Origin of the sequence: Methanospirillum stamsii (assembly GCF_003173335.1) — an archaeon.
GTDB lineage: Archaea > Halobacteriota > Methanomicrobia > Methanomicrobiales > Methanospirillaceae > Methanospirillum > Methanospirillum stamsii.
In genome coordinates, this window is the sequence record NZ_QGMZ01000061.1 from 21012 (window position 1) to 43059 (window position 22048).

Genomic DNA, 22048 nt, shown 5'->3' on the forward strand with positions numbered 1-22048 from the left:
TCAGGAAACACCAATGAATTGTTCGGGGTTGTCTATGGAGAGTTCACCAGAGAGGAGTTTGGGGAGGAGTGTGTCACGGATAGAGGATAAATGATGTGAATTTTCTTTGTTATATCGATATTTTACATATAGAGGTTGAATAAAGGAAGAATATTTCTGACAAATCTCTTTAGGGGGCAACACTTTAGGGATTTTCGCCAAATTTTGTTGTGATACTTTTAATTGAACTGCACCGGTCACATAAGGATGGATGTCAATGAATTGCAAGAATTGCATCAATAATTCTGTAGATACATCTGCCTTCCCTTGTAATATGTGGGCATGATTATTAACCCAAAATTTCCCCCATACATATTGAAGAACAGGAGAATTATCTTTATTTATTACAGACCCATCTTCGGCCAATAAAACATAGATACCATCAAAAATGTATTCATCAATAAAATCCATAACCGAAGCTGCTCCATAATATGGATAAATCCCCTTCCGGGTTTCTCTCTCCCTACCAGAAAGTGGGATTCTTTTACTATCAAATATTGAGTAAATCTCGCTTAATTGAGTGATTCTCCACCCTTTCGGTATCTCCTGCCCCTCCACGGTCTCAAACTCGCTCGGAAACAGGGCCGCCGTTGCCGCATCCATCCCCTCGGGCTGCTGGGTCTCGGCCTTAGCCCGGACCGGGTCGAAATCGATGAACCAGCTCTTGAATAAGGCCCGGGCGATGGATTCGAGTGTTTCATTCATCCGGCGGTTGAGTTCAATCTTGTCGTCGAGGGTACCGAGGATGTGGGCGATGGCTTTCTGAGTAACTAAAGAGGGGACATGTATTTCAATATGAGATATATAATTACGATTAAGTGAAGCTTGAGCACTTCCCGAATTAAAAGGTTTAAATTCTATGTTTTTTAAGGCATAATAGACAAAAAGGGGGAAATTCCCTTTATAATCAGTCACATAAAGAACAGTATTATGAGGCCAATGCGGTTCATCACAATAGAAAACATTACCAAAGGATGCTCCACTTCTACCAATAGTAACTCCCGGTTTATCAACAATTATTGTATCATGAAACCCATTTGGACCTGCAGAACCAATCACAGGAACATTACCATTTTTTCGATCAGATTCTGTTAAATCATGACCTCTTTGAAGAGAGACAAAGTGATCTAATCGTTTTTTATTATATTTTTTTTCAATCATGATTTTTATGAATTCTATAATGTATTTTTTATAAGCATTTCCAAATCAATATCTTCACCTAATATATGTACCATGAACTCTTGAAAACCAAAGCAATGATATTCTCCCCATTTTACTTCTCCCGGTTTTATTCCACTTAGTACCTTCAAAACTTAATTTTCAGTTGTACCTTTAACAATTCACATTATGGTAGATCGGTAAATGCTCAGTAAACCCGATTCCACTGTCAGATTGCCCCAACAATACAACATGTTCATCAACCCTGTACATCATAGCAGTTCCATCGGCAACTATTCGCCAATAACTCGTTCATACTAATCAAGCAACCAGGAACATATCTCCATTTGACTCTTAACTGCAGCAAGATCTCTCTCCAACTTCAGGTCAAATGTGATAAAGAGATGGATCGGGTGGAGTAAGAAATGGTGTTCAAAATAAAATTTCCGCTGATATTTATACATCAAAGGAAAAAGTGTAAAAAAATTAGACACATGTAATTGTCGTGACAGTGTCGTTACAATACCCTTATCAGAAAAAAATGCCGATATCGGACCTCCAATTACTGGAATGAATGATAAACCAGCTTTTACTCCTGCATGTGTATAATCCCTATAACTCGGCTGCAAATCTTCACAGATATCTTTCTTTTCACTCATCCCGGATCACCCCCTCAACAAACTCCCGGATCTCCTCAGTCCCCGGCAGTCCAACCTGATATTTCGAGACAAACACCGAATTCTCTATTCCGGCACAGGCATACTGCACAAGGGCATGATTCTTTTCTGTACACAGAAGGAGCCCGACCGGAGGATTATCCCCTTCGGTCATTAGATGAGCCTTGAAGTAATTCAGATACGTATTCAGCTGCCCCAGCGCCTCATGCGAAAACCCGCCGGTCTTCAGTTCAATCAGGACATGACACTTCAGCACCCGGTGATAAAACACGAGGTCCACAAAGAAGTACTCATCACCGATCAGAATCCTCTTCTGCCTGGCCTCAAAACAGAATCCATACCCGAGTTCAAGCAGAAATGCCTCCAGTTTTTGAAGAAGGGCCTGCTCAAGATCAGATTCGTACATCACGTCCTGGCTTTTGATCCCGAGAAAATCGAACACATAGGGATCGCGGATGATCAGATGGGGTGAATCTGCCAGTGCTCCAGCTTGAACATGCTCAGATAATGCTTTCTTATCGTGAGAGAGAGCAGAACGTTCAAAGTACAGACTCTCGATCTGTCGTTTCAGCTCCCTCACTGACCAGTTCCCTCTGACACATTCCACCTCGTAAAACCGGCGTTTCAGGGGATCATCAATGGGCATCAGGAGAGTAAAATGGCTGAATGAAATAGATTGAATCAACCGATCATCGAAAAAGAGTAAATCCGGCGAAATATTGCCTTCTGATCCCTCTTGCAGGACCTTAACCGTTCCTGTCAATTGGGCAGACAGTGTCTGCCCAATTCCAAGAGTTGTACATTGGGCAAACACTGTCTGCCTAATGTTGGGGTAAGCCATATAAAATTGCCGATAGAGTTTGAGAGAACGATAGGAAAACCCATCCTGCCGGGGAAGGTGGCTCGCAAGATCCTGGAGTATATGATCACCATATGAGGCCCTATCTGAACCATTCTGTTCAAACTCTTTGATATAATATCCAATAAGCCAGTTTCTCACCGTCAAAGAGCGGTTTACTGCTTTAGCAGCCTGTTGTGTCAGTTCTTCATGTAATTGGGAGATGGAGTTAACAAGATCAGAGAAATTCACTTATGTACACCCCTTCCCCATACCAATATCCTCATCCGGCCTGCAGAACTGATGTTGTGCTCTCTCCATCGCACTCTTCAGTTTCGCCTCAAGGAGTTCCCTCGGCGGCAGTTCGGTCAGATATTCAGCAACCCGTATCCCACTGTCCGAAAGCCCGAGCAGCTCCACATGTTCATCAGACTTCCCGGCACACAAGATAAGACCCATCGGTGACTCTTCACCCGGAACCCGTTCGTATTTGTCAAGCCACCGGAGATAGAGCTCCATCTGACCCTTGTCAGCAGCCTGAAACCTCCCCAGTTTCAGGTCAATCGCAATAAGACACCGGAGCCGGCGGTGAAAGAACAGGAGATCAATATAATAATCCTCTGCGTCGATGGTGATTCTCTTCTGCCTCGCGATAAAAGAGAAATCAGAACCCATCTCAAGAATGAACCGCTCGATCTCCCGGATAATACCTGATTCAATATCCTTTTCAGAGTAGGTATCAGAAAGCCCGAGGAAATCAAGGAAATAGGGATCACGAAAGACCAGGTCCGGACTCATCTGGTCTTCTGTCCGGAGAGCTTCGAGCTCCTGCCTGGCTAACTCTTCAGGTTTTCTTGAAAGAGCGGTCCTCTCAAAGAGCAGCCCCTGGATTTTTGCTTTTAGAAGACGAACACTCCATCGTTCGATCCTGCACATCTCGGTGTAAAAGTCCCTTTGTAGATCATCATCTATTTTAATGAGTTCAACAAAATGTGACCAGCTCAATTGTCCAGACAGTGTCTGGACTATTGCGGGTTCATGATAGAGCTCAGCAAACCGAACCATTGAGAATACATTTGCCCGACTGAATCCCCTTCCGTACTCATGGAGTAATTGTCCAGACAGTGTCTCGACAATTTTCTTTCCATACTCTCCCCTGTCATTCTGGAGAACTTCCTTGTAAATACGTGTCCCAATATTCCAGTATAACAGAACCGTCTCCCGGTTTACTCCATATGCTACCCGGTTTCGGGTTGATGAAATCATCTCACGGATTTCATGTAAAAGAACCGAGTACCCAGTATCCTGATGCACTCCCTCTTCCTGGTTTGGGGTTGTGACTTTAGCAGGTACAGGTTTTGATGGACTATTCTTCATAACGTGTACCCTAAACCCCCCAGGTTCTTTCTAATCTCCTCGTCGAGCCGGGCACCTTCCTCCATCTGCCCGGATAACTGCTTTGTCAGCCGGGTCATCTTCTCTGAAAACGGTTCCCCGTCGTCATCTGCATCTGGGGCACCGACATACCGGCCGGGAGTAAGTACATACCCATGCTTTGCTATCTCGGTAAGGCTCGCTGATGCACAAAAACCCGGTACATCCTCATATTCCCCGGCACCGGCATCTCCCCGCCAGGCATGATACGTCCCGGAAATCCTCTCGATATCCTCGTCGGTCAGCTCCCGGTGGGTCCGATCCCGCATGACACCCATCTTCCGGGCATCAATGAAGAGCACTTCACCTCTCCGGTCCCGGAATCTTCCGTTTGATCTGTTCCGGGCAACAAACCAGAGACAGGCAGGAATCTGGGTAGAGTAAAAGAGCTGACCGGGAAGGGCAACCATACAGTCCACGAGGTCTGCTTCGAGGAGGTTCTTTCTGATCTCTCCCTCTCCTGACTGGTTTGATGACATCGATCCGTTTGCCAGCACAAACCCGGCTATCCCTGAAGGAGAGAGATGATGAATGAAATGCTGAATCCAGGCATAGTTCGCATTCCCGTTCGGAGGAATCCCATACTTCCACCTGACATCGTCCTTGAGGTTCTCCCCTCCCCAGTCTTTCATATTGAAGGGAGGATTGGCAAGGATGTAATCCGCTTTCAGATTTGAGTGGAGATCCCGCCTGAAACTATCCGCATGTTCAGCCCCGAGATCATGATCAATCCCCCGGATGGCAAGGTTCATCTTTGCCAGTTTCCAGGTCGTCGGGTTGGACTCCTGCCCATAGATGGAGATATCACCAATCCGACCACCATGAGCCTCCACAAACTTCTCACTCTGGACAAACATCCCGCCAGACCCGCAGCAGGGATCATACACCCGACCCTTGAAGGGGGAGATCATTGCAACAAGCGTCTGAACAACACACCGGGGAGTATAGAACTGACCCCCGTTTTTTCCTTCAGCACTCGCAAACTCGGAGAGGAAATACTCGTACACTCTGCCGATGATATCCTTTGACCGGTTATCAGAGTCGCTCAGGTTGAGTGTCCCGATGAGATCGATGAGTTCTCCCAGTTTCTCCTTATCAAGACCGGGACGGGCATACTCCTTGGGAAGGATATTTTTCAGAACTGCATTATCCCGTTCGATGGCATACATCGCATCATCGACGATCTTCCCAATCTCCGGCCGTTTTGCATTCTGCTGGATAAAGGACCACCTGGCTTCTTTCGGAATCCAGAAGATATTCTCCGACCTGTACTCATCCGGATCCTCAATCACCCCGTACCGGACTTCAGGTTCAGCGATATACCAGGAGCTCTTCGGATCCGAGTATGCCTGCTCAAGCGAGGAGTGCTTCTCTTCAAATGCATCAGACAGATATTTCAGAAAAATGAGACCAAGGACGACATGCTTATACTCAGCCGCATCCATATTGTTCCGGAGTTTATCTGCCGCTGCCCAGAGGGTTGTTTCAAACCCGAGATTTGCTGCCGTTGTTTCTTTTGTCTTTTTTGCACGGGCCATATTCAGAGATTAGAGGGTTAATCGTGACAAACGATATATGTTTTCAAATACTGGTGCGGTCTACATAGATACTATGGCAATCTGGATAGCATCCGGGAACCGGCAGAACTGGGAGGTTCTAAAAAAACATAACATCTGGGGAGTCCCAAAGCGGAGCAAAGGACTTCATTCCCGGGTGAAACCTGGTGATACTATCCTCTTGTATGTCCGGTCCGAAACACATGGAGATACTGTCCTTCCCTCTGCTATCATGGGAGAATTCAAAGTAATCGAACTCTTTGAAGATGCAAAACTACTCTTCACCGCTCCACCCCAAATGGGGGATGAGGTGTTTCCATACCGGTTCAGGCTGAAACAAGTCAAAGTATTCAAAGAGCCAGTGGAGATTAAACCGCTTATTCCTGAACTTGGGTTTGTGACGAATAAGACCATGTGGTCCGGGCATTTCAGACAGGCAATGCGGGAGATACCAGAAGAAGATTACCGGAAAATAATCTCTGCCGGAAAATAACTTTTCATCATCCTATCAAACTCATATTTTACAAAAATGATTCATTTCACCACCATAACCCATGAAATTGTTGAAGCATTAAATATCCGGATCTGTGGTTCAGTTGCCAGGAAAGAAGAAACGCCGGATTCAGATATCGATCTTCTGGTTGACATGAATGAAGATGCAAGTCTCCTTGACCTGGCACGACTGAAAAAAAGATCTCGAAGATCTGACCGGAAAAAAAGACATCACTACAAAACCTGCACTTCATCCTATGTTAGCGGATTCGATTCTGAAAGAAGTAATCCCGCTATAAAAAGAGAAATTCACCCTGTAGACACAATAGACCTGACCGGAAAATCGGATATCAATTCAGGATAAACCCGGAACTTTGAACTTCCACCCGTAACTCAATACATCATCTCTTCCCGTCCCATTTTATGCGTCCTTCTCACCCCCCGGACCCGGAAAACTGCCCCTATATGAACCCTCCACTGCGGCATCTCAATCACATCTCCCCAGACTCTCACTTACACAATTTCAAAACCCAGTTCCCTCCGAACCATGCCGCAAAAAAAATCACTTCATCATTATTAATATGAAATATCATTTTCAACAAATTGTCCAAAAATCCCGAAAAAATTTTACAACAGGATAAAATTATTACGAAAAAACCCCGGCTAAATTGCGCGACAATAACTCCTCATCTGACTTCCGCGATCGCTCAGATGGCAGGCACAAATCTCTCATGTATCTAAAACATTTCGGTGATCCGGCCACCCGAAATGTCAGTAATTATCTACTCGTTTTCAGACATTTCTGGGCACCATCCAAACCAGTCGGTGCAGGTGAGACCATTAGAGCAAAACTACAACATTTGAGTCTGAACAGACCAAAAAAAGAATACCCCCACCATATCAGTAACTTTGACGGGCTGCCGATTTCAGCAGGGGTAAGTAGGATATATCATCCTACAACCTCATTAGCTTTCTTTTCCTTTAGGGATCTCAATGCCCTCTTATCCGGCATCCGGGGAGGAATCAGACATGGATAATGCCGGACGTGGAGAGCGGGTATCCGGATATACCGCCCGGTCCCTGCTCATAGCCGCCGGATTTACTGCGGAAAAAGTAACCGGCTGCTCCCGGATCTTTGACATCATCGCATGGAACCATGATGAAATAATCGGCCTTGTCATCCGGACATCCCGGTCAAAAGGCATATCTGATTTCTCATCGCTCGTTGCAGAACTTGGAAATATCGTGCAAAAACGAACTTTTCCGGGAGAGATCCATATCCGGATCTGGATCCTGCAGTCACATGAATGGAAACAGTATCGGGTCCTCCCCGGTGGAGCCATTGCCTGCTCAGGGGGATTAGTATGAACATCCATCTGATAGACGAAGTCATCTTCGCCGCTCATGAGGCAATACCGGAGCATTCAACCCTCGTATCCCGGAGAGGCATAGAGGAACAGATCCTGAAAAACAAAGAGATCTATCCCTTCCTCCATCCGATAACAACCGAATACCGGAGGAGTGTCATCAGCAGGGTCATGAACAGTCGGTATCCGGCCTGGAGCGAACAAAGGGGAGTGCATAAGAGTTCATTTGTCTGGATTATGAAAAACCCGGAGGAGAACCAGTGAGCGGAGAGGAAATTCTCCGGACCCTCTCCCTTCTCTTTTCAGAGGGAGATGTCATGGAACTACGGGCTCTTCGGAAATCCGGGGGGATGGCATCCGGATACTACACCGATAAGGAAAAACTCGTTCGGGATGCCCTGGTTCTGGACAACACCAGTGACATCGCCGGGATCTATGTCGTCCTCAATAAAATAAATCCGGATCTCCTGGCCAGGCGTGCAAACCGGATGGAGATGCGGCTTTCCCGGGATGACAAGGCCACCGGAGACGAGGATATCGTAAGGAGGCAATGGCTCCCCATAGATATCGATCCAAAACGGCCTTCCGGCATCTCCTCGTCTGAAGAAGAACACGAAAAAGCACTTCGGAAGGCCACAAAGATCCGGGATTTTCTTACCGAAATGGGATGGCCTGAACCCATTCTCGCAGACTCCGGAAACGGATCCCATCTGCTCTATGGAATCGACCTTCCCAATGATCCAGCGAACAATACCCTTCTTAAAAATACCCTCACCGCTCTCTCGATATTCTTCTCAGATACAGAATCAGACATCGATACCTCGGTCTCGAATGCATCCCGGATATGGAAATTATACGGGACATTGTCAAGAAAAGGAGACTCTACAGACAACCGCCCTCACCGGAGATCACAAGCACTCTCAATCCCAAAAGCGCTCAAAATCGTCAAATCCGACCAGTTAGAAGCCCTGGCGTCGCTCCTCCCAACTCCGGAAAAAATACATCTTGAGCCAAAACCAGCCGGGAATTCACCTGTCACGGACCTTGGAGCATGGCTCTGTGATCATGGTCTCTTGTTCCGGGAAAAACCCTATTCCGGAGGCAGGATCTTTCTCCTTGATACATGTCCGTTCTCATCTGCTCACATGGATGGGGCATATGCAATCCAGTTTGAAAACGGCGGGATCTTTGCCGGATGCCATCACAACTCCTGTGGCGGAGGGACTCAGCGGTGGAGTGAACTCCGGGAACAGTTCGAAGGACCCCGGCAAAAACGGGATTATGAAGCACGAATAAAACAGGGAATCCGGGACCGGGCAAAAGGAAGAGTAAAGCGGGATGGATACCGGCATGGCTTGGAAGAATACACTCCGGAGAAAAATAGTGATAATACCGTCGGAAATAGAGAGAATTCAGACGATACCTCCGGAGATCTGAAAGATGCCTATCCTCCGGACATCCTGAAAGAAGTGTGGGATATACTCAAAACCGGCGATCCCCTTGCCTATTCACTCGGGACCTTTGCCAGGGATCATGAAGGAGACCTTACCGTTGCAGAATGTTTAGCCCTCTCTCTTGCATCCCGGTCGATAACAAACCCGAAATCCAAGGGACTGCACGTATCGGTCACCGGAATAAGCGGAAAAGGAAAAAGTGATGCCTTTGATGTCATGCTCTTACAGGTCCCGAAACTTTCCCGGCTTGGCCAGCGGATAAGTGATAAAGCGCTCTTTTACGCTGAAAACCTCCGGCCTGGGATGGTCATCACCCTCGATGATACCAGCCTTTCAGACCAGATGCAGGAGATTTTAAAAGGAGTAACCAGTAGTTTTCAAAAACCCTTCCAGTATCTTACAGTGAATACTGACCGGAAAGGAAAAATCTGTGAGATACCTGAACGATGCCTCTGGTGGATTGCAAAAGTCGAGGGGACCGGAGATGACCAGGTCCTAAACCGGATGCTCACCACCTGGATAGATGACTCGACCGAACAGGACAAAAAAGTCCTGCACCGGACACTTGACGCTGCAACCGCACTTCCCGGTCAGGAAACAATGCTCCGGACGGATTTAAAGGTCTGCCAGGCCATGTGGGACATTCTCTTTTCACCGGTCTGGGTTGTCATCCCATATGCACATCATATCAGGTTTAATTCCATATCCAACCGGAGAAATCCGGACATGCTCATCGATCTCATCCGGGCACATGCCATCATGAACCAGTACCAGCGAAAGAGAGAGGAAATAAACGGAATAATCTGTGTTACCGCAACAAGAGAGGATTTTGTCCGGGCATCAGTCCTGTATAAACAACTCAGTGGAAAAACCGGAGGACAGACTACTAAACTGACAAGAAGAGAGGCGGATGTAATTACCGCTATCAGGAACCTTGAAAAGTTTGAATTCACCATCGCCCAGGTCCAGCGGGTAACCTGCTTTACCTACAACGCCATTTACAAAGTATTCCATGGAAGTACCAGCCGGGGAGTATCCTATTCCGGCCTCCTCGAAAAATGTCCGGCTCTCTCCTACATAGACCGGACCGTAACCGATGAACGGGAAGGAATGGATGTAAAACGAAGAACAAAAGCCTACCTCTGGGATGACCTGTTGTATGAGACCTGGTCCGGAAACGATGAGTGCTGGATTTCTGATGTGCAATCACAAAATGGTTCAGATGATGATTCTGACAATGGAAACAAAGAGTTAGAAACAGGATTGCAACAATTGCGACATGAGTGCAACAGCTGCAGCAAGAAAACAAGTGACGATTCAGCCGAATTAAAAGAAAATAATCTGTATACTAATAATACTAAGATATATTGCAACAATACCGGTATTCAGAGTGCATCTGATTATACTCCTGATAATGAAACACCGTGTGCAACCGAAGGTGCCTTTTCCGCAAGTCCGGATCATATGGCTCGGGAAAATGGGCAAAAGCCTGAAGTGACGCAGAATTGGTCCGATTTATCATTACGGGAACTGCCGGAACATGCAGCAAGTGTAGCAACTGCAAAACCCGTCTCATATACCGGAGAGAATATTGTCCCGATAACTTCCGGCCAGATGAATGGAACATCTGCTCTTTGCAAGGGTAATACAATCACCCATATGGTCCGGGATACTAATATCGCCCTCTGTGACGCCTGCAAAACCCGGACAATTCAAAAAGAGATAGAATCAATCCGGACTCTTCCGGGTGTGATCAACATTTCCGGCATGAAACGGACGAACTCTGATTATGGCCGGTGTAGTGTCTGCAACTTGCAGGGAATCTCATGGTGGGATCCGGAGACGAAAACCGGATTGTGTACTACCTGCTATGAACGGGAAACAGTACTTATTAGGGGTGAATCCGGATGCCATTTGTAGTCATATCCGAATACGATTCCGGAAACCGGCGGTGATTTCCGGAAATGACTGGATGGAATACTCTATGCTGGCAAGATGGGTCCGGAGAATGATAAGGGAATAGCTGAAGTAAAAGTCCGTTATTTCTGGTTTAAACGAGTGCCCCCCCGGATTTTCCAGAACCATATCAAAAGGACTATTTATTTAAGACACAATAGTGAACCATACAATTTTTTTAAGAATCAGTCATGATATCTGTCCTCTATGTAGACGATGAAAAGCCTCTACTTGAACTGGGAAAATCTTTCCTGGAATTGAATGGGCAATTCACCGTCGATATAACACATTCAGCAATACAGGCTCTAAAACTTCTTCGTTCTCATAATAATTACGAGGCCATCATTTCAGATTATGAAATGCCCGGAATGAATGGTATAGAGCTGTTAAAAACAGTGAGAAAATCTAATAATAACATCCCCTTCATCCTTTTTACTGGACGTGGCCGTGAAGAAGTCGTTATTCAGGCATTAAATGAAGGGGCAGATTATTATCTTCAAAAGGGTGGGGAAACTGTCTCTTTATTTGCGGAATTATCTCATAAAATCCAGATGGCCGTTGAAAAAAGACGGGCAGAAGATGCCCTCATCCAATCGGAAAAACAGTTACGTGTCCTGATTGATCACATCCAGGACGGAGTATTCCTTGTACAGGATGGCATTCTTCTCATGTCTAATGAAGTTCAGGCGGCCATGCTCGGGTATAGCGTGGAAGAGGTAAGCGGGATGTCAATAACTTCCCTGATTGCCCCGGAAGACAGGGATCTGGTTCTTAAAAGACATTACAACAGGCTTTCCGGTCAGACACCCCCTGAATCCTACGAGTATAACCTCCTTCACCGGGATGGGAAGACCAGAATTCCGGTAAGAATGTTGGTTGGGATAGGGACATACCAGGACCGTCCTGCTGTTATCGGGACACTCCATAGCATGGCGAAGGAACATGAACGGGAATCCGCGTTGCAAAAGAGTGAACGAAAATATCGTGACATATACAATAATGCCGGAATCGGACTTTTTACCGCTACACCTGAAGGGAGGTTTCTCCAGGCAAATCCCTATGCGGTAAAATATCTGGGATATGATTCAGAAGAGGATTTCATCCATTCTATCACGAATATCGGGAGCAGGTATGTCAATTCAGAAGACCGGGATGAGATATTTCGGATACTTAATGCCAAAGGTTTTGTAAAACCCTATGAAACCCGTTTTTTCCGGAAAGATGGGAGTATCATCTGGGGATCCATTAGTGTCAGACTTGTCAGCGATGAACAAGGGAATAAGATTATCGAAGGAATCTGCCAGGACATTACCGATAGAAAAGAAGCAGAAATCGCTTTAAAGGAGAGTGAAAACCGCCTTCGCCGGGTATATGATTCCGGACTAATCGGGATTGCGTTTTGGAATCCGGATGGGATACTAACCGATGCAAATGATATGTTCCTTGAGATGCTCGGATATACGCGGGATGAATTAAAAGCTGGTCTCATCTGTGTATCTGATTTAGCATCCATTGAATACGTTCATCCTGACAAGGAGGCAATGAAAAACCTCCCAAGTCCCGGGGTGCAGAAGATCCTCTGTGAAAAAGAATTTACCCGGAAAGACGGGAAGAAAATTCCGGTGATCATCGCCGGAACCATACTTGATGAGGAGAATAATCAGCGTATAGGATTTATCCTGGATATACCGGACCGCCAGATAAAAATGTCTTACTAAAAAAACCGGTCCCTGCTAAAAAAATTTATTGGACCTTATCCAGGGATATGCCCAGTGCATCTGCTACCCCTTTGCCATATGCAGGATCAGCTTTCAGACAGTTTCCGATATGACGTATCTTGATAAACTCTGGAGCATCGCCCATGTTCCTGGCTGTATTCTCACATAACACCTGCTGTTGTGCCTGGGTCATGAGACGGAAAAGTTTACCCGGCTGGGTATAGTAATCATCGTCATCTTCCCTGAAATCCCAGTGACCTGCAGCTCCTGAGAGTTCCAGTTTAGGTTCCTCATATTCAGGCTGTTCTTCCCATTCGCCGTAACTATTCGGTGTATATCCGATGGTAGCCCCGGCATTACCGTCTACCCGCATCTGCCCGTCACGGTGAGAGGTGTGTGCATTTGCATACTTTGGACGGTTGACCGGAATCTGGTGATGGTTCACGCCAAGCCTGTACCGATGGGCATCCCCGTAGGAAAACAGCCGGCCCTGAAGCATTTTATCCGGAGAGAAACTGATTCCGGGAACAACCGCTGCCGGGTTAAAGGCAGCCTGCTCCACATCCTGGAAATAGTTGTCTGGATTCCGGTTCAGTTCAAGGACACCAACCTCAATCAGGGGAAACTCGCTCTTGTACCAGACTTTTGTCAGGTCAAAAGGATTATATGGCATATTTTTTGCCTCTTCCTCGGTCATGACCTGGATATACATCTTCCAGCGGGGGAAATTTCCCCGGTCAATGCTCTCAAGGAGGTCACGTTGATGGCTCTCCCTGTCCTTTGCAATAATCGCTTCTGCTTCCTGGTCTGTCAGATTTTGGATTCCCTGCTGTGTCCGGAGATGGAATTTTACCCATACCCGTTCTTTTTTTGTATTTATCATGCTGAATGTGTGGCTGCCAAATCCATGCATGTGGCGGTAACTGGCAGGAATACCCCGGTCACTCATGACGATGGTTACCTGGTGGAGAGCTTCAGGAAGGTTGGTCCAATAGTCCCAGTTGTTCTTTGCAGAACGCATGTTAGTCCGGGGATCCCGTTTTACTGCCCGGTTCAGGTCCGGGAACTTGTGTGCATCACGGATGAAGAAAACCGGTGTATTATTACCAACAAGATCCCAGTTTCCCTCCTCGGTGTAAAATTTCATGGCAAATCCACGAATATCTCGTTCGGCATCTGCAGCGCCACGCTCCCCTGCAACGGTAGAGAACCTGACAAAGACCTCGGTCTGTTTTCCTATCTCTGAAAAGAGTTTTGCACGTGTATACCGGGTAATGTCATGGGTTACGGTAAATGTTCCAAATGCCCCGGAACCTTTTGCGTGCATGCGGCGTTCAGGAATTACCTCTCTGTCAAAATGAGCCAGTTTTTCAAGGTACCATACATCCTGAAGAAGCATTGGACCACGAGGACCGGCAGTTACCGCATTCTGGTTATCCGGGACCGGAGCTCCTGCTGCAGTAGTTAATTTCTTTTTCTCTCCCATTTTTATCCGTCCTTTCTCTGTCATCTGGAAGCAATTATTCGGCATTTAACTTATGAGAATAGAAACTTTTCTTTCAAAAAAATGAATGAAATCAACGTCAATTTCTGGTTTAGAAATCTTTAACCCTGATAGTTCTGTATTCTGTTATGAGAGGAGAAGTACAATGAACATAATCCGGGTATTCATGATGGTACTGGTGTGCTGGGCTTTAACAGGTTTTTTTGTTTCCGCTGAAGATACAGATGATTCTGGAATACATAACTTCACAGATGAGTCTATGCCTGAAGATTTTTCAAGGGAAAATGAGGTTTTAAACCAAGTTACACCTGCCAGGATCATCACCGGCGATGAAGCGAAAAATTGCGATACACGACTGGTGTTGATTGGAACAACCGGAGGAATATCATGGTATCCGGAAACAGACCGGGCAAGTTCTTCTTCGGTGCTGATAGTGAATGACTCATGGTATATAATCGATATGGGACAGGGATCTGCAGCAAAACTTTCAGAAGCACTTAATTATGGGGATTTTATGGATACTCCGGAAGGCAGAGTGGAAACCGGATCCTCAACGTTCCTTGCACATGCAAATGCTCTCTTCTTTACCCACCTGCACCAGGATCATACGGCTGATTATCCGTCATTCCTGCTTATCGGGGCCGGAGCAGGTCTTGGAACAAAGAGGGATCCGGACACCGGTAAAACCGTCTATGTTCCCCTGAAAGTCTTCGGGCCGGCTAACCGGGGAACACTTGAAGCAGATAAAACAAACTTCTCTGCCCGTGGCGGTCAGGTCATCTATACCGATAGTAGCAATCCGGACCTGATTACCCCTACACCCGGAACAAGGCAGATGACAGATCTCATCTGGCAGGCATTTGCTCAGGGAATCAATGATGTTACCCTGGATGACGGGTATCCGGACCACCGGAGTCTTATCGAGGTTCATGAAATCGGAGGGACAGAGTCGGGAGATATTCCGTTTCCGGGCATTGTAGTTGACCCTAATTCGGATTCCTGTCCGGAAATGGATCCCTTCGAGGTATACCAGGATGATAATGTCAGGGTCACTGCAACCCTTGTGGATCATCACCAGGTATTTCCCTCAATCGCGTACCGGTTTAACACAAAGGATGGCTCGGTGGTATTTTCAAGTGATACCGGTCCGGATACCAAAGGAAATCTTCAGAAACTTGCAGACGGTGCAGACATCCTGCTCCACGAGGTAATTGACCGGGCCTGGATAGATCTGAAATTTGGAACTCCGGTTCCCGGAAGTCAGATGGATGCACTGAAAACACATATGCTGACATCGCATACTGCGAATGATGTGGTCGGTTCTGTTGCAGAATCATGTAATGTGACAACGCTGGTGTTAAATCACATCGTTCCTGGAAATACTCCCTATGCTCATTTGCTGGTGGCAGAAAATGACTTCCCGGGAGAGGTCATCATCGGTGAGGATTTCATGGAGATTGGTCTTACGAGGGATACAGACTAAACCGGTTCATTTTTTTCCGGGTATCCGGTCAGTCCCGGACAGTAAATCCTGCAGACCGGATAATTTCACACATTTTTTCATCCCAGAGAGCGTCATCCGGTTCTGTCAGACAGCGAACCTTCTCATCCCAGATTTTTAGTAGATTCGGATCTTCAGCATGCAGGTGCCTGGTTCCCATGACTCTACCTGCCCGTTTACCCTGTGAGTCCAGGATTAAAAATCTCCAGCATCCATATTCCCTGCATACGTCCGGACGGGTGAGATGAACCGTACAGTACCAGAGGTCATTCTCCCTGCCTTTACGAAAAAATGGACATGCTTCCGGGAGATCGGTAAATACATCTTTATCATCATAAAGAGAGCGGAGATCTTTGGTAACTTCAACGGTGTATCGCTCTCCGGTGTATTCATTCCGGACCCGAAAAGTATATTCGGATATCTCTTTTTCAATGGCCCACATCAGACCAAGATGACCACAGCACTCTCCACATTGGGAACATTCAAAAACCAGAATCAGGCCTCCGGAATAGTCTTGTGAGAGTATAGTTGTATCATCTTATGAATCAATTTTTTGAATCATCGCTGCATAGGTCTTTTTTCCATCAGATAAGGTAATATTTTCCACATGATGCCACAGGACTGAAAGAGTATTACCAGACTGATGCAAGAGAGATACTTCAGTATACCTCCCAATCAACTCATTTTGTGTAATAAACAGGTAAAATTGTTCAAATTCAGAATTGTCGGAAAATAATGTCCTGAGGTTTTCTCCATACAGGCCGGTATCTGCATAACCACATAAATAATTCATTTCAGTACTTGTCCAAGTAATTACCATTGATGAATTAAACATGATGATAGGGATATGAGTGGCATCTAAAAGATGGGTATGGAGAATGTTACGTTTTTCAGCATCATTGCGTTGATTTCTCAATTCATCAATCTGAACCCTGATTTCAGCATCATGGGCGATTACTTCTTCGGTTACCCCGATAAGATCTTTATTATTTTGAAGTAATTGTAATTGCAGGGATTTTTGGCCGGTTACTTCCAGGTAAGAAAAATAAATTCTGGAGAGATCATTTTGTGGAGATGCATCAGCTACAAAATTTAAAAAATGGCGTTTAATCCCTTTGGATGTAACAAAAGATGACGGAAATTGAAAATAATTCGACCCTTCATAGAGAGAAATAAACAAATTTTTAAAACTATCTATTGTCTCTTTTGTGAGATAAGGAGTCATAAATTCCATAATTTTTGAGTAATCACCATTCACAACCTGGTAATCATCATGGCTTTTTTTATTGATCTTTCGAACTTTAATCAGGTGACTGCATTTAATTATTTCATCAGGATTCTGTTCAAAGTAAGACCTGATATCTACAATGCCTGATCTTTTTAATGTATCTATATACTGTTTTACCTGAGAAATATCTACTTTATTAATCGGAATGGGAGCATTTTCAAAAAGGGATCGGTATATTGCCTCGTTTTCAATTAATTTTCTTTGTGTTATTACTTTTTCAGTAACATTTGAGGCGGTAACGGCGATAAAAAGTGAACCTGGTTTTAATGAAATATTCATTATGGTTATCTCATACCAGAGATCAAGGCCATTTTTCTGTATTTCTAGTTCTATTTTTGTGACCTTCTGGAAAGAAAATTCTTTTATTCCTTGTATAACTTCCGGTGATGAAAAAATATCAAGACGCAAAAAGTCAATCCTCTTTCCAATCACCGGTTGATCGGAGAGGTGAAAAAAGTTAAGTGCAGATTTATTCATATAATGCACATGCCATTTTTCATTTAAAATGATGATTAAATCATTACTGATATCTATTAAACTTGAAACCGGCACAGTTTCTGTAAGAGAATATTTTTTTGCACTTCCGATCTGAAACTTTCTCACTCTGCCGAGAATTTCTAATGTATCAAGTTTTCTTGCAACTGTATGACGATTAATGCCGGATAATTCGGCAATATCTTTTATCATTAATGGTTTTTTTGTTTGAGACAGGATAGAAAGAATTTTTTTCTGTTCTACATCCATGGTAAATAACGAATTGATGGGTATAAAAAAATATGCCTCTCGGCGCCACCAGATGAGATTATAAATAGGATATTTGAGTACAATGATACCCGGATGTTGTAATAAAAAGGGTTGATATAATGACCATAATTACACATTCAATGATCCAGTCACATGATATTACCACACTTCAGAGAATTATTGATGAGATCCCTTGTGCAATATTCCTCATAAAATCAAATGGGGTCTTTATTGGATGTAGTAAAACAGCCATGGATCTTTTTCATATTGATAAACCGGATCAGATAATTGGAAAAAATCCGGAAATCATTTTCCCTCCATTACAAAGAAATGGAAAAAACAGCAACGAAGAAATAAAGAAATGGATATTTATTGCAAGTCAGCAAGGGAATGTAACATTCTATTGGGATAATAAACGGATGAACGGGGAAATATTCCCGGCAAAAGTAACATTATCAAAAATCGCATATGAAGGAGAAACCTGTATTCTCGCGACGATTGTTGACAATACTGGAAATGTTTCTAAAGAGGAAACTGAAGCTCTAACAAACGGGAATCCCTATGCTCTCATAGTCCTCAACCCTGACCTGACCATCGCCGATGTAAATCCTGCTTTTTCCAGAATTTCCGGATACGTCCGTGAAGAATGGATTTCAAGGCATCTTTCAGATTTTACTATCATCAAGCGTGACGGACCGACGGTTGATGAAGCGATTAAAGAGAAAAAGACAGTTTCCGGAAAAATTATTGTTCAATTCCCAACCGGTATCCGGCATATGGAATATTCATACATTCCGGTTTTTGATTCTCATGGGGATATAATAAAGATATACGATGTTTTTGCAGACCTGACAGACATTGTTGAGAGGCTCATTGAATCTGAAACTCTTATCGCTGATAATCCTACCAGTATCATTACCACTGATCTTAAAGGGAATTTCCTTCAGTTCAATAAAGCGTTCATGAACCTTACCCTGATTCCGGAGGAGAGATTACGCATTATGAACCTTGCTGATTTCAAACTCTTATCCCGGGAAGGTTCGACTTTTTCGGATGCTCTTTCCTCGAAAAAATCAGAACACGGTTCGATGGTCGTGGATTTTGGTGACCGGATAAAAGTTCTGGAATATACCTACCTCCCGGTTCTGGATGTAAATGATGCAATACAGAAGGTTATATGTATCTATAACGATTTGACTGACCTGAAAACTTACCTTGAGGAAAATAAAACCTTTGTATCAGAAAACCCGTATGCAATATTTACCTTGAATCTGGATTTACAAGTCACGGACGTGAATCCTGCATTTTCCAAATTGAGCGGATATACATCTGAAGAACTTCTCCGGATGAAATTAACCGATTTTAAGGTCATTCAAAGAGAAGGGCCTGGTGTGTCTGATGCCGTGAAATCAGGAAAACTCGAAGGGGGAAAAATGGTTGTCCAATTCCCTGTTGGTATCAGACATGTTGATTATTTCTACATACCGATTAAGGATCCACGGGGGAATGTTCACAAAATAATTGAAATTTTTTTGGATCAGACAAGTCTTATTGAGCAATTGCATGAATCAGAAACTCTTATTTCAGAAAACCCGACAAGTATCATTACAACCGATATTAATGGCAATTTCCTCCAGTTCAATAAAACATTTATGGACCTTACCCGGATTCCGGAGGAAAGATTACGCAGCATGAACCTTGCCGGCTTTAAACTTTTATCCCGGGAAGGTGCGACGTTTTCGGATGCTCTTTCTTCGAAAAGACCAGAACATGGTTCCATGGTCGTGGATTTTGGTGACCGGATAAAAGTTCTGGAATATACCTACCTTCCAGTTCTGGATGTTAATAATGCAATACAGAAGGTATTGTGCATATATAATGATTTAACAGATCTGAAAACATACATTGAAGAAAATAAAACGTTTGTTTCAGAGAATCCCTATGCAATCTTTACTTTGAATCTGGATTTAGAGATAACGGATGTTAATCCTGCATTTTCAAAATTAAGTGGATATTCGCCGGAACAACTTCTTTCCATGAAGCTCCAGGACTTCAAGGTCATTCAAAGAGGAGGCCCGGGTGTTTCTGATGCCATAAAATCGGGAAAAATCGAAGGAGGGAATATGATCGTCCAGTTCCCCGTTGGTATCAGACATGTTGATTATTTTTACATCCCAATAAAAGATCCACGGGGCAATGTTCACAAGATTATTGAGATTTTTTTGGATCAGACGAGTTTAGTCGAGAAGTTGGATGAATCTGAAACACTGATAAATGAAAGCCCTGCCGGAATAATTACCACAGATCTGAATGGGAAAATACTCTCTTCCAACAAGGCATTTCAGGATATCATTCAGTTATCAGAATCAAAGTTAACCACGATGAGTCTTCGGGATATCAATGTCATCGGACGTGAAGGAACGACAATTAATGAAATCATCTCTACGAAAAAATCAGGAACCGGAACCATTACGGTTGATCTTGGCTCTTTTACCCGAATATTAAATTATACCTACATTCCCATCCTGGATGTCAATAATAATGTTACAAAAATTGTCATGATGTATATTGATATAACGACTATCAAAAAGATGGTGGTATATCTGGAACAATCTATCAATAACCTGTATGAGAACCTCTCTTCTCTTTCACATGGAAATACCAGTTTTACCTCAACAGTATTAGATGCAGATAGTGAAATTGCAGGAGCAAAAGAGCAATTTGTTAGGATAAGTCAGGCAGTGAATACCGCCCGTGAAGCAATTGCCCGCCTTGTGAGAGATTCAACACAGATTGCTCATGCAGCTATTGAAGGTGATCTCTCATTCCGGATTGACCAAACAATGCACGAGGGAGATTATCGCAAAGTAATCGAGGGGATGAACCAGACCCAGGCATCCATAGAAACACCGGTCAAGGAGGCGATGCGGATTGCAAAAGAATATGCCGGATATAACTTTACTGCCCGGTTTGATAAAAAACAGGAGATAAAGGGTGACTGGATATCATTTAGGGAAGCACTTGATGAAATCGGGGATAAGATATCTGAAGCGATAGCAACGATAAATTCGCAGGTAAAAAATCTCTCCCTCAATGCGGATCAGGCAAATGTTAACGTAGGAGAGATAGTACAGGGAGCCGGACAGATGGCACATAGTGCCAGCCAGGTTTCCACCAATGCAGAGCAGGGCAATTCCGGTGTTCAACAGATTCTCAAAGCAATGGAAGATTTGACTATAACCGTTGCAGATGTATCCAAAAAGACTGAAGAAGTATCTGAATACTCAAGGAATGCCAATGACCTTGCAAAAGAAGGAACAACTCTTGCAAAGAAAGCTGAAGATGGAATGCAGGTCATCACAATCAGTGCGGATGATATGAATCGGTTGATTGGAGAAATTCAGCAGGATATGGGTCAAATTGGTAAAATTGTTCGTCTTATATCTGATATTGCCAGCCAGACAAACCTTCTTGCATTAAATGCCGCAATTGAAGCAGCAAGGGCTGGTGAAGCAGGACGGGGATTTGCAGTTGTGGCAGCAGAGGTAAAGGCCCTGGCAACTGAGTCGAGAATATCGGCAGAAAATATTGCTGAAATGATTACATCACTCCAGAAAAAATCCGAGGATGCAGGAAATTCATCGGAAACCGCTGCAAAAGCAATAAAAGAGGGAAATATCGCATTGAGTGACACACTTAAGGTCTTTGGAAAACTGGCCGAATCGGTTAGTGGGATCTCCATGCATGTCGAGCAGGTTGCTGCGATGACAGAAGAGCAGGCTTCCGGGGTGGAAGAGGTTACCGCGAGTGTGAATGAGATATCCAATCTTCTTGATGGAAACTCTAAAGAAGCTGTGGAAATTGCCGGAATCGCAGAAGAATCTGCGGCATCAATTGATGAATTAAAAATGGTTATTGAGCAGGTGAATTCCGGAACTTCCCAGGTATCAAAAGCAGTTGCAAATTTCGTTGTCTAACTGAAAGTTATAAATTCTGTCGAACCTGGTTACCAATTTTTTGAGATTTAATTATGATGAGTAGGTCAATTCATTCCTCTTTGTTTCAATCACAAGATATTCGGGTTTCTCATGCTGAAAAAAAACAGAGATCAGGGTATCGCATTCTTTTAGTCGATGATGATGAAGACCTTCTTTACATAAGTCAGAAATTTATCGAGCGATATGAAGGATTTGTGGTTGATACAGTCTCATCTGCACAGAAAGGATTAGAAAAACTAAAATTGTATTCATATGATGTTATAGCTCTACAATGTCATGTTTAAATGGTTAGTTATCTTGATCCTCTCCAATTTTGATCAATAT

General features: G+C 44.2%; 17 protein-coding genes. 10 read left to right on the top strand and 7 right to left on the bottom strand.

Annotated elements, in window-relative coordinates:
• From DLD82_RS17555 to DLD82_RS17575, 4 genes are all read right to left on the bottom strand, one after another.
• Positions 1-1200 (bottom strand): restriction endonuclease subunit S, encoded by a 1200-nt coding sequence (locus DLD82_RS17555; RefSeq protein WP_109942434.1) that lies wholly within the window; start codon positions 1198-1200, stop codon positions 1-3.
• Between the two features lie 648 nt (positions 1201-1848).
• Positions 1849-2964 (bottom strand): PDDEXK nuclease domain-containing protein, encoded by a 1116-nt coding sequence (locus tag DLD82_RS17565; protein WP_109942436.1) that lies wholly within the window; start codon positions 2962-2964, stop codon positions 1849-1851.
• Positions 2965-4089, bottom strand: coding sequence for a PDDEXK nuclease domain-containing protein (locus tag DLD82_RS17570; protein ID WP_109942437.1), 1125 nt, complete (start codon positions 4087-4089; stop codon positions 2965-2967). It abuts the gene before it with no gap.
• The gene (locus DLD82_RS17575) at positions 4086-5684 is read right to left on the bottom strand and encodes a class I SAM-dependent DNA methyltransferase (RefSeq protein ID WP_109942438.1); all 1599 of its coding nucleotides are present in this window, start codon (positions 5682-5684) and stop codon (positions 4086-4088) included. Before DLD82_RS17575 ends, DLD82_RS17570 begins: the two co-directional genes overlap by 4 nt.
• A 37-nt stretch (positions 5685-5721) precedes the next feature.
• Between DLD82_RS17575 and DLD82_RS17580 the strand changes: the two genes are divergently transcribed.
• The 7 genes from DLD82_RS17580 (at position 5722) to DLD82_RS17610 (ending at position 12689) form a co-directional block, all read left to right on the top strand.
• Positions 5722-6195: an EVE domain-containing protein gene (locus DLD82_RS17580; protein WP_109942439.1), complete on the top strand. Its 474-nt coding sequence runs from the start codon at positions 5722-5724 to the stop codon at positions 6193-6195.
• Between the two features lie 36 nt (positions 6196-6231).
• Positions 6232-6558 (top strand): nucleotidyltransferase family protein, encoded by a 327-nt coding sequence (locus tag DLD82_RS17585; RefSeq protein ID WP_219968499.1) that lies wholly within the window; start codon positions 6232-6234, stop codon positions 6556-6558.
• A gap of 367 nt (positions 6559-6925) precedes the next feature.
• Positions 6926-7231 (top strand): hypothetical protein, encoded by a 306-nt coding sequence (locus DLD82_RS18775; RefSeq protein ID WP_109942440.1) that lies wholly within the window; start codon positions 6926-6928, stop codon positions 7229-7231.
• Positions 7224-7562, top strand: a complete 339-nt coding sequence (locus DLD82_RS17595; RefSeq protein WP_109942441.1) for a hypothetical protein — start codon at positions 7224-7226, stop codon at positions 7560-7562. The genes DLD82_RS18775 and DLD82_RS17595 overlap by 8 nt, the downstream gene beginning before the upstream one ends.
• Positions 7559-7825 carry a hypothetical protein gene (locus tag DLD82_RS17600; protein WP_109942442.1) on the top strand — a complete coding sequence of 89 codons (267 nt, stop codon included), beginning with the start codon at positions 7559-7561 and terminating at the stop codon, positions 7823-7825. Before DLD82_RS17595 ends, DLD82_RS17600 begins: the two co-directional genes overlap by 4 nt.
• Complete coding sequence (locus tag DLD82_RS17605) at positions 7822-10935, top strand: hypothetical protein (RefSeq protein ID WP_109942443.1); 3114 nt, start codon at positions 7822-7824, stop codon at positions 10933-10935. Before DLD82_RS17600 ends, DLD82_RS17605 begins: the two co-directional genes overlap by 4 nt.
• Before the next feature lie 227 nt (positions 10936-11162).
• Entirely contained in the window at positions 11163-12689 is a 1527-nt protein-coding gene (locus DLD82_RS17610; RefSeq protein WP_109942444.1) for a response regulator, read from the top strand.
• 25 nt (positions 12690-12714) lie between these two features.
• On the opposite strand, the gene DLD82_RS17615 is transcribed toward DLD82_RS17610, so the two are convergent.
• Positions 12715-14199, bottom strand: coding sequence for a catalase (locus DLD82_RS17615; protein ID WP_281268024.1), 1485 nt, complete (start codon positions 14197-14199; stop codon positions 12715-12717).
• Between the two features lie 139 nt (positions 14200-14338).
• Here DLD82_RS17615 and DLD82_RS17620 point away from each other — a divergent pair, with 139 nt between their 5' ends.
• Complete coding sequence (locus DLD82_RS17620) at positions 14339-15676, top strand: MBL fold metallo-hydrolase (RefSeq protein WP_109942445.1); 1338 nt, start codon at positions 14339-14341, stop codon at positions 15674-15676.
• A gap of 28 nt (positions 15677-15704) precedes the next feature.
• Here the strand turns inward: DLD82_RS17620 and DLD82_RS17625 are convergent, their stop codons facing one another.
• On the bottom strand, positions 15705-16220 hold the full coding sequence (locus tag DLD82_RS17625; protein ID WP_342764581.1) for a YkgJ family cysteine cluster protein: 516 nt from the start codon (positions 16218-16220) through the stop codon (positions 15705-15707).
• Positions 16221-16232: 12 nt separating this feature from the next.
• A complete protein-coding gene (locus DLD82_RS17630; protein WP_109942447.1) occupies positions 16233-17726 on the bottom strand; it encodes a PAS domain S-box protein in 1494 nt (497 codons plus the stop codon).
• Positions 17727-17845: 119 nt separating this feature from the next.
• Between DLD82_RS17630 and DLD82_RS17635 the strand changes: the two genes are divergently transcribed.
• Positions 17846-21703, top strand: coding sequence for a methyl-accepting chemotaxis protein (locus DLD82_RS17635; protein WP_109942448.1), 3858 nt, complete (start codon positions 17846-17848; stop codon positions 21701-21703).
• 80 nt (positions 21704-21783) lie between these two features.
• Positions 21784-22008, top strand: a complete 225-nt coding sequence (locus DLD82_RS17640) for a response regulator (protein ID WP_181391520.1) — start codon at positions 21784-21786, stop codon at positions 22006-22008.
• The last annotated feature ends 40 nt before the right edge of the window (positions 22009-22048 follow it).

Excerpts from the sequence above, each read along its gene's own strand:
- DLD82_RS17575 (WP_109942438.1), bottom strand. The coding sequence starts at position 5,684 with ATGGCCCGTGCAAAAAAGACAAAAGAAACAACGGCAGCAAATCTCGGG.
- DLD82_RS17585 (WP_219968499.1), top strand. The coding sequence starts at position 6,232 with ATGATTCATTTCACCACCATAACCCATGAAATTGTTGAAGCATTAAAT.
- DLD82_RS17595 (WP_109942441.1), top strand. The coding sequence starts at position 7,224 with ATGGATAATGCCGGACGTGGAGAGCGGGTATCCGGATATACCGCCCGG.
- DLD82_RS17630 (WP_109942447.1), bottom strand. The coding sequence starts at position 17,726 with ATGGATGTAGAACAGAAAAAAATTCTTTCTATCCTGTCTCAAACAAAA.
- DLD82_RS17600 (WP_109942442.1), top strand. The coding sequence starts at position 7,559 with ATGAACATCCATCTGATAGACGAAGTCATCTTCGCCGCTCATGAGGCA.
- DLD82_RS17610 (WP_109942444.1), top strand. The coding sequence starts at position 11,163 with ATGATATCTGTCCTCTATGTAGACGATGAAAAGCCTCTACTTGAACTG.
- DLD82_RS17580 (WP_109942439.1), top strand. The coding sequence starts at position 5,722 with ATGTTTTCAAATACTGGTGCGGTCTACATAGATACTATGGCAATCTGG.
- DLD82_RS17555 (WP_109942434.1), bottom strand. The coding sequence starts at position 1,200 with ATGATTGAAAAAAAATATAATAAAAAACGATTAGATCACTTTGTCTCT.
- DLD82_RS18775 (WP_109942440.1), top strand. The coding sequence starts at position 6,926 with ATGTATCTAAAACATTTCGGTGATCCGGCCACCCGAAATGTCAGTAAT.
- DLD82_RS17570 (WP_109942437.1), bottom strand. The coding sequence starts at position 4,089 with ATGAAGAATAGTCCATCAAAACCTGTACCTGCTAAAGTCACAACCCCA.
- DLD82_RS17620 (WP_109942445.1), top strand. The coding sequence starts at position 14,339 with ATGAACATAATCCGGGTATTCATGATGGTACTGGTGTGCTGGGCTTTA.
- DLD82_RS17635 (WP_109942448.1), top strand. The coding sequence starts at position 17,846 with ATGACCATAATTACACATTCAATGATCCAGTCACATGATATTACCACA.
- DLD82_RS17615 (WP_281268024.1), bottom strand. The coding sequence starts at position 14,199 with ATGACAGAGAAAGGACGGATAAAAATGGGAGAGAAAAAGAAATTAACT.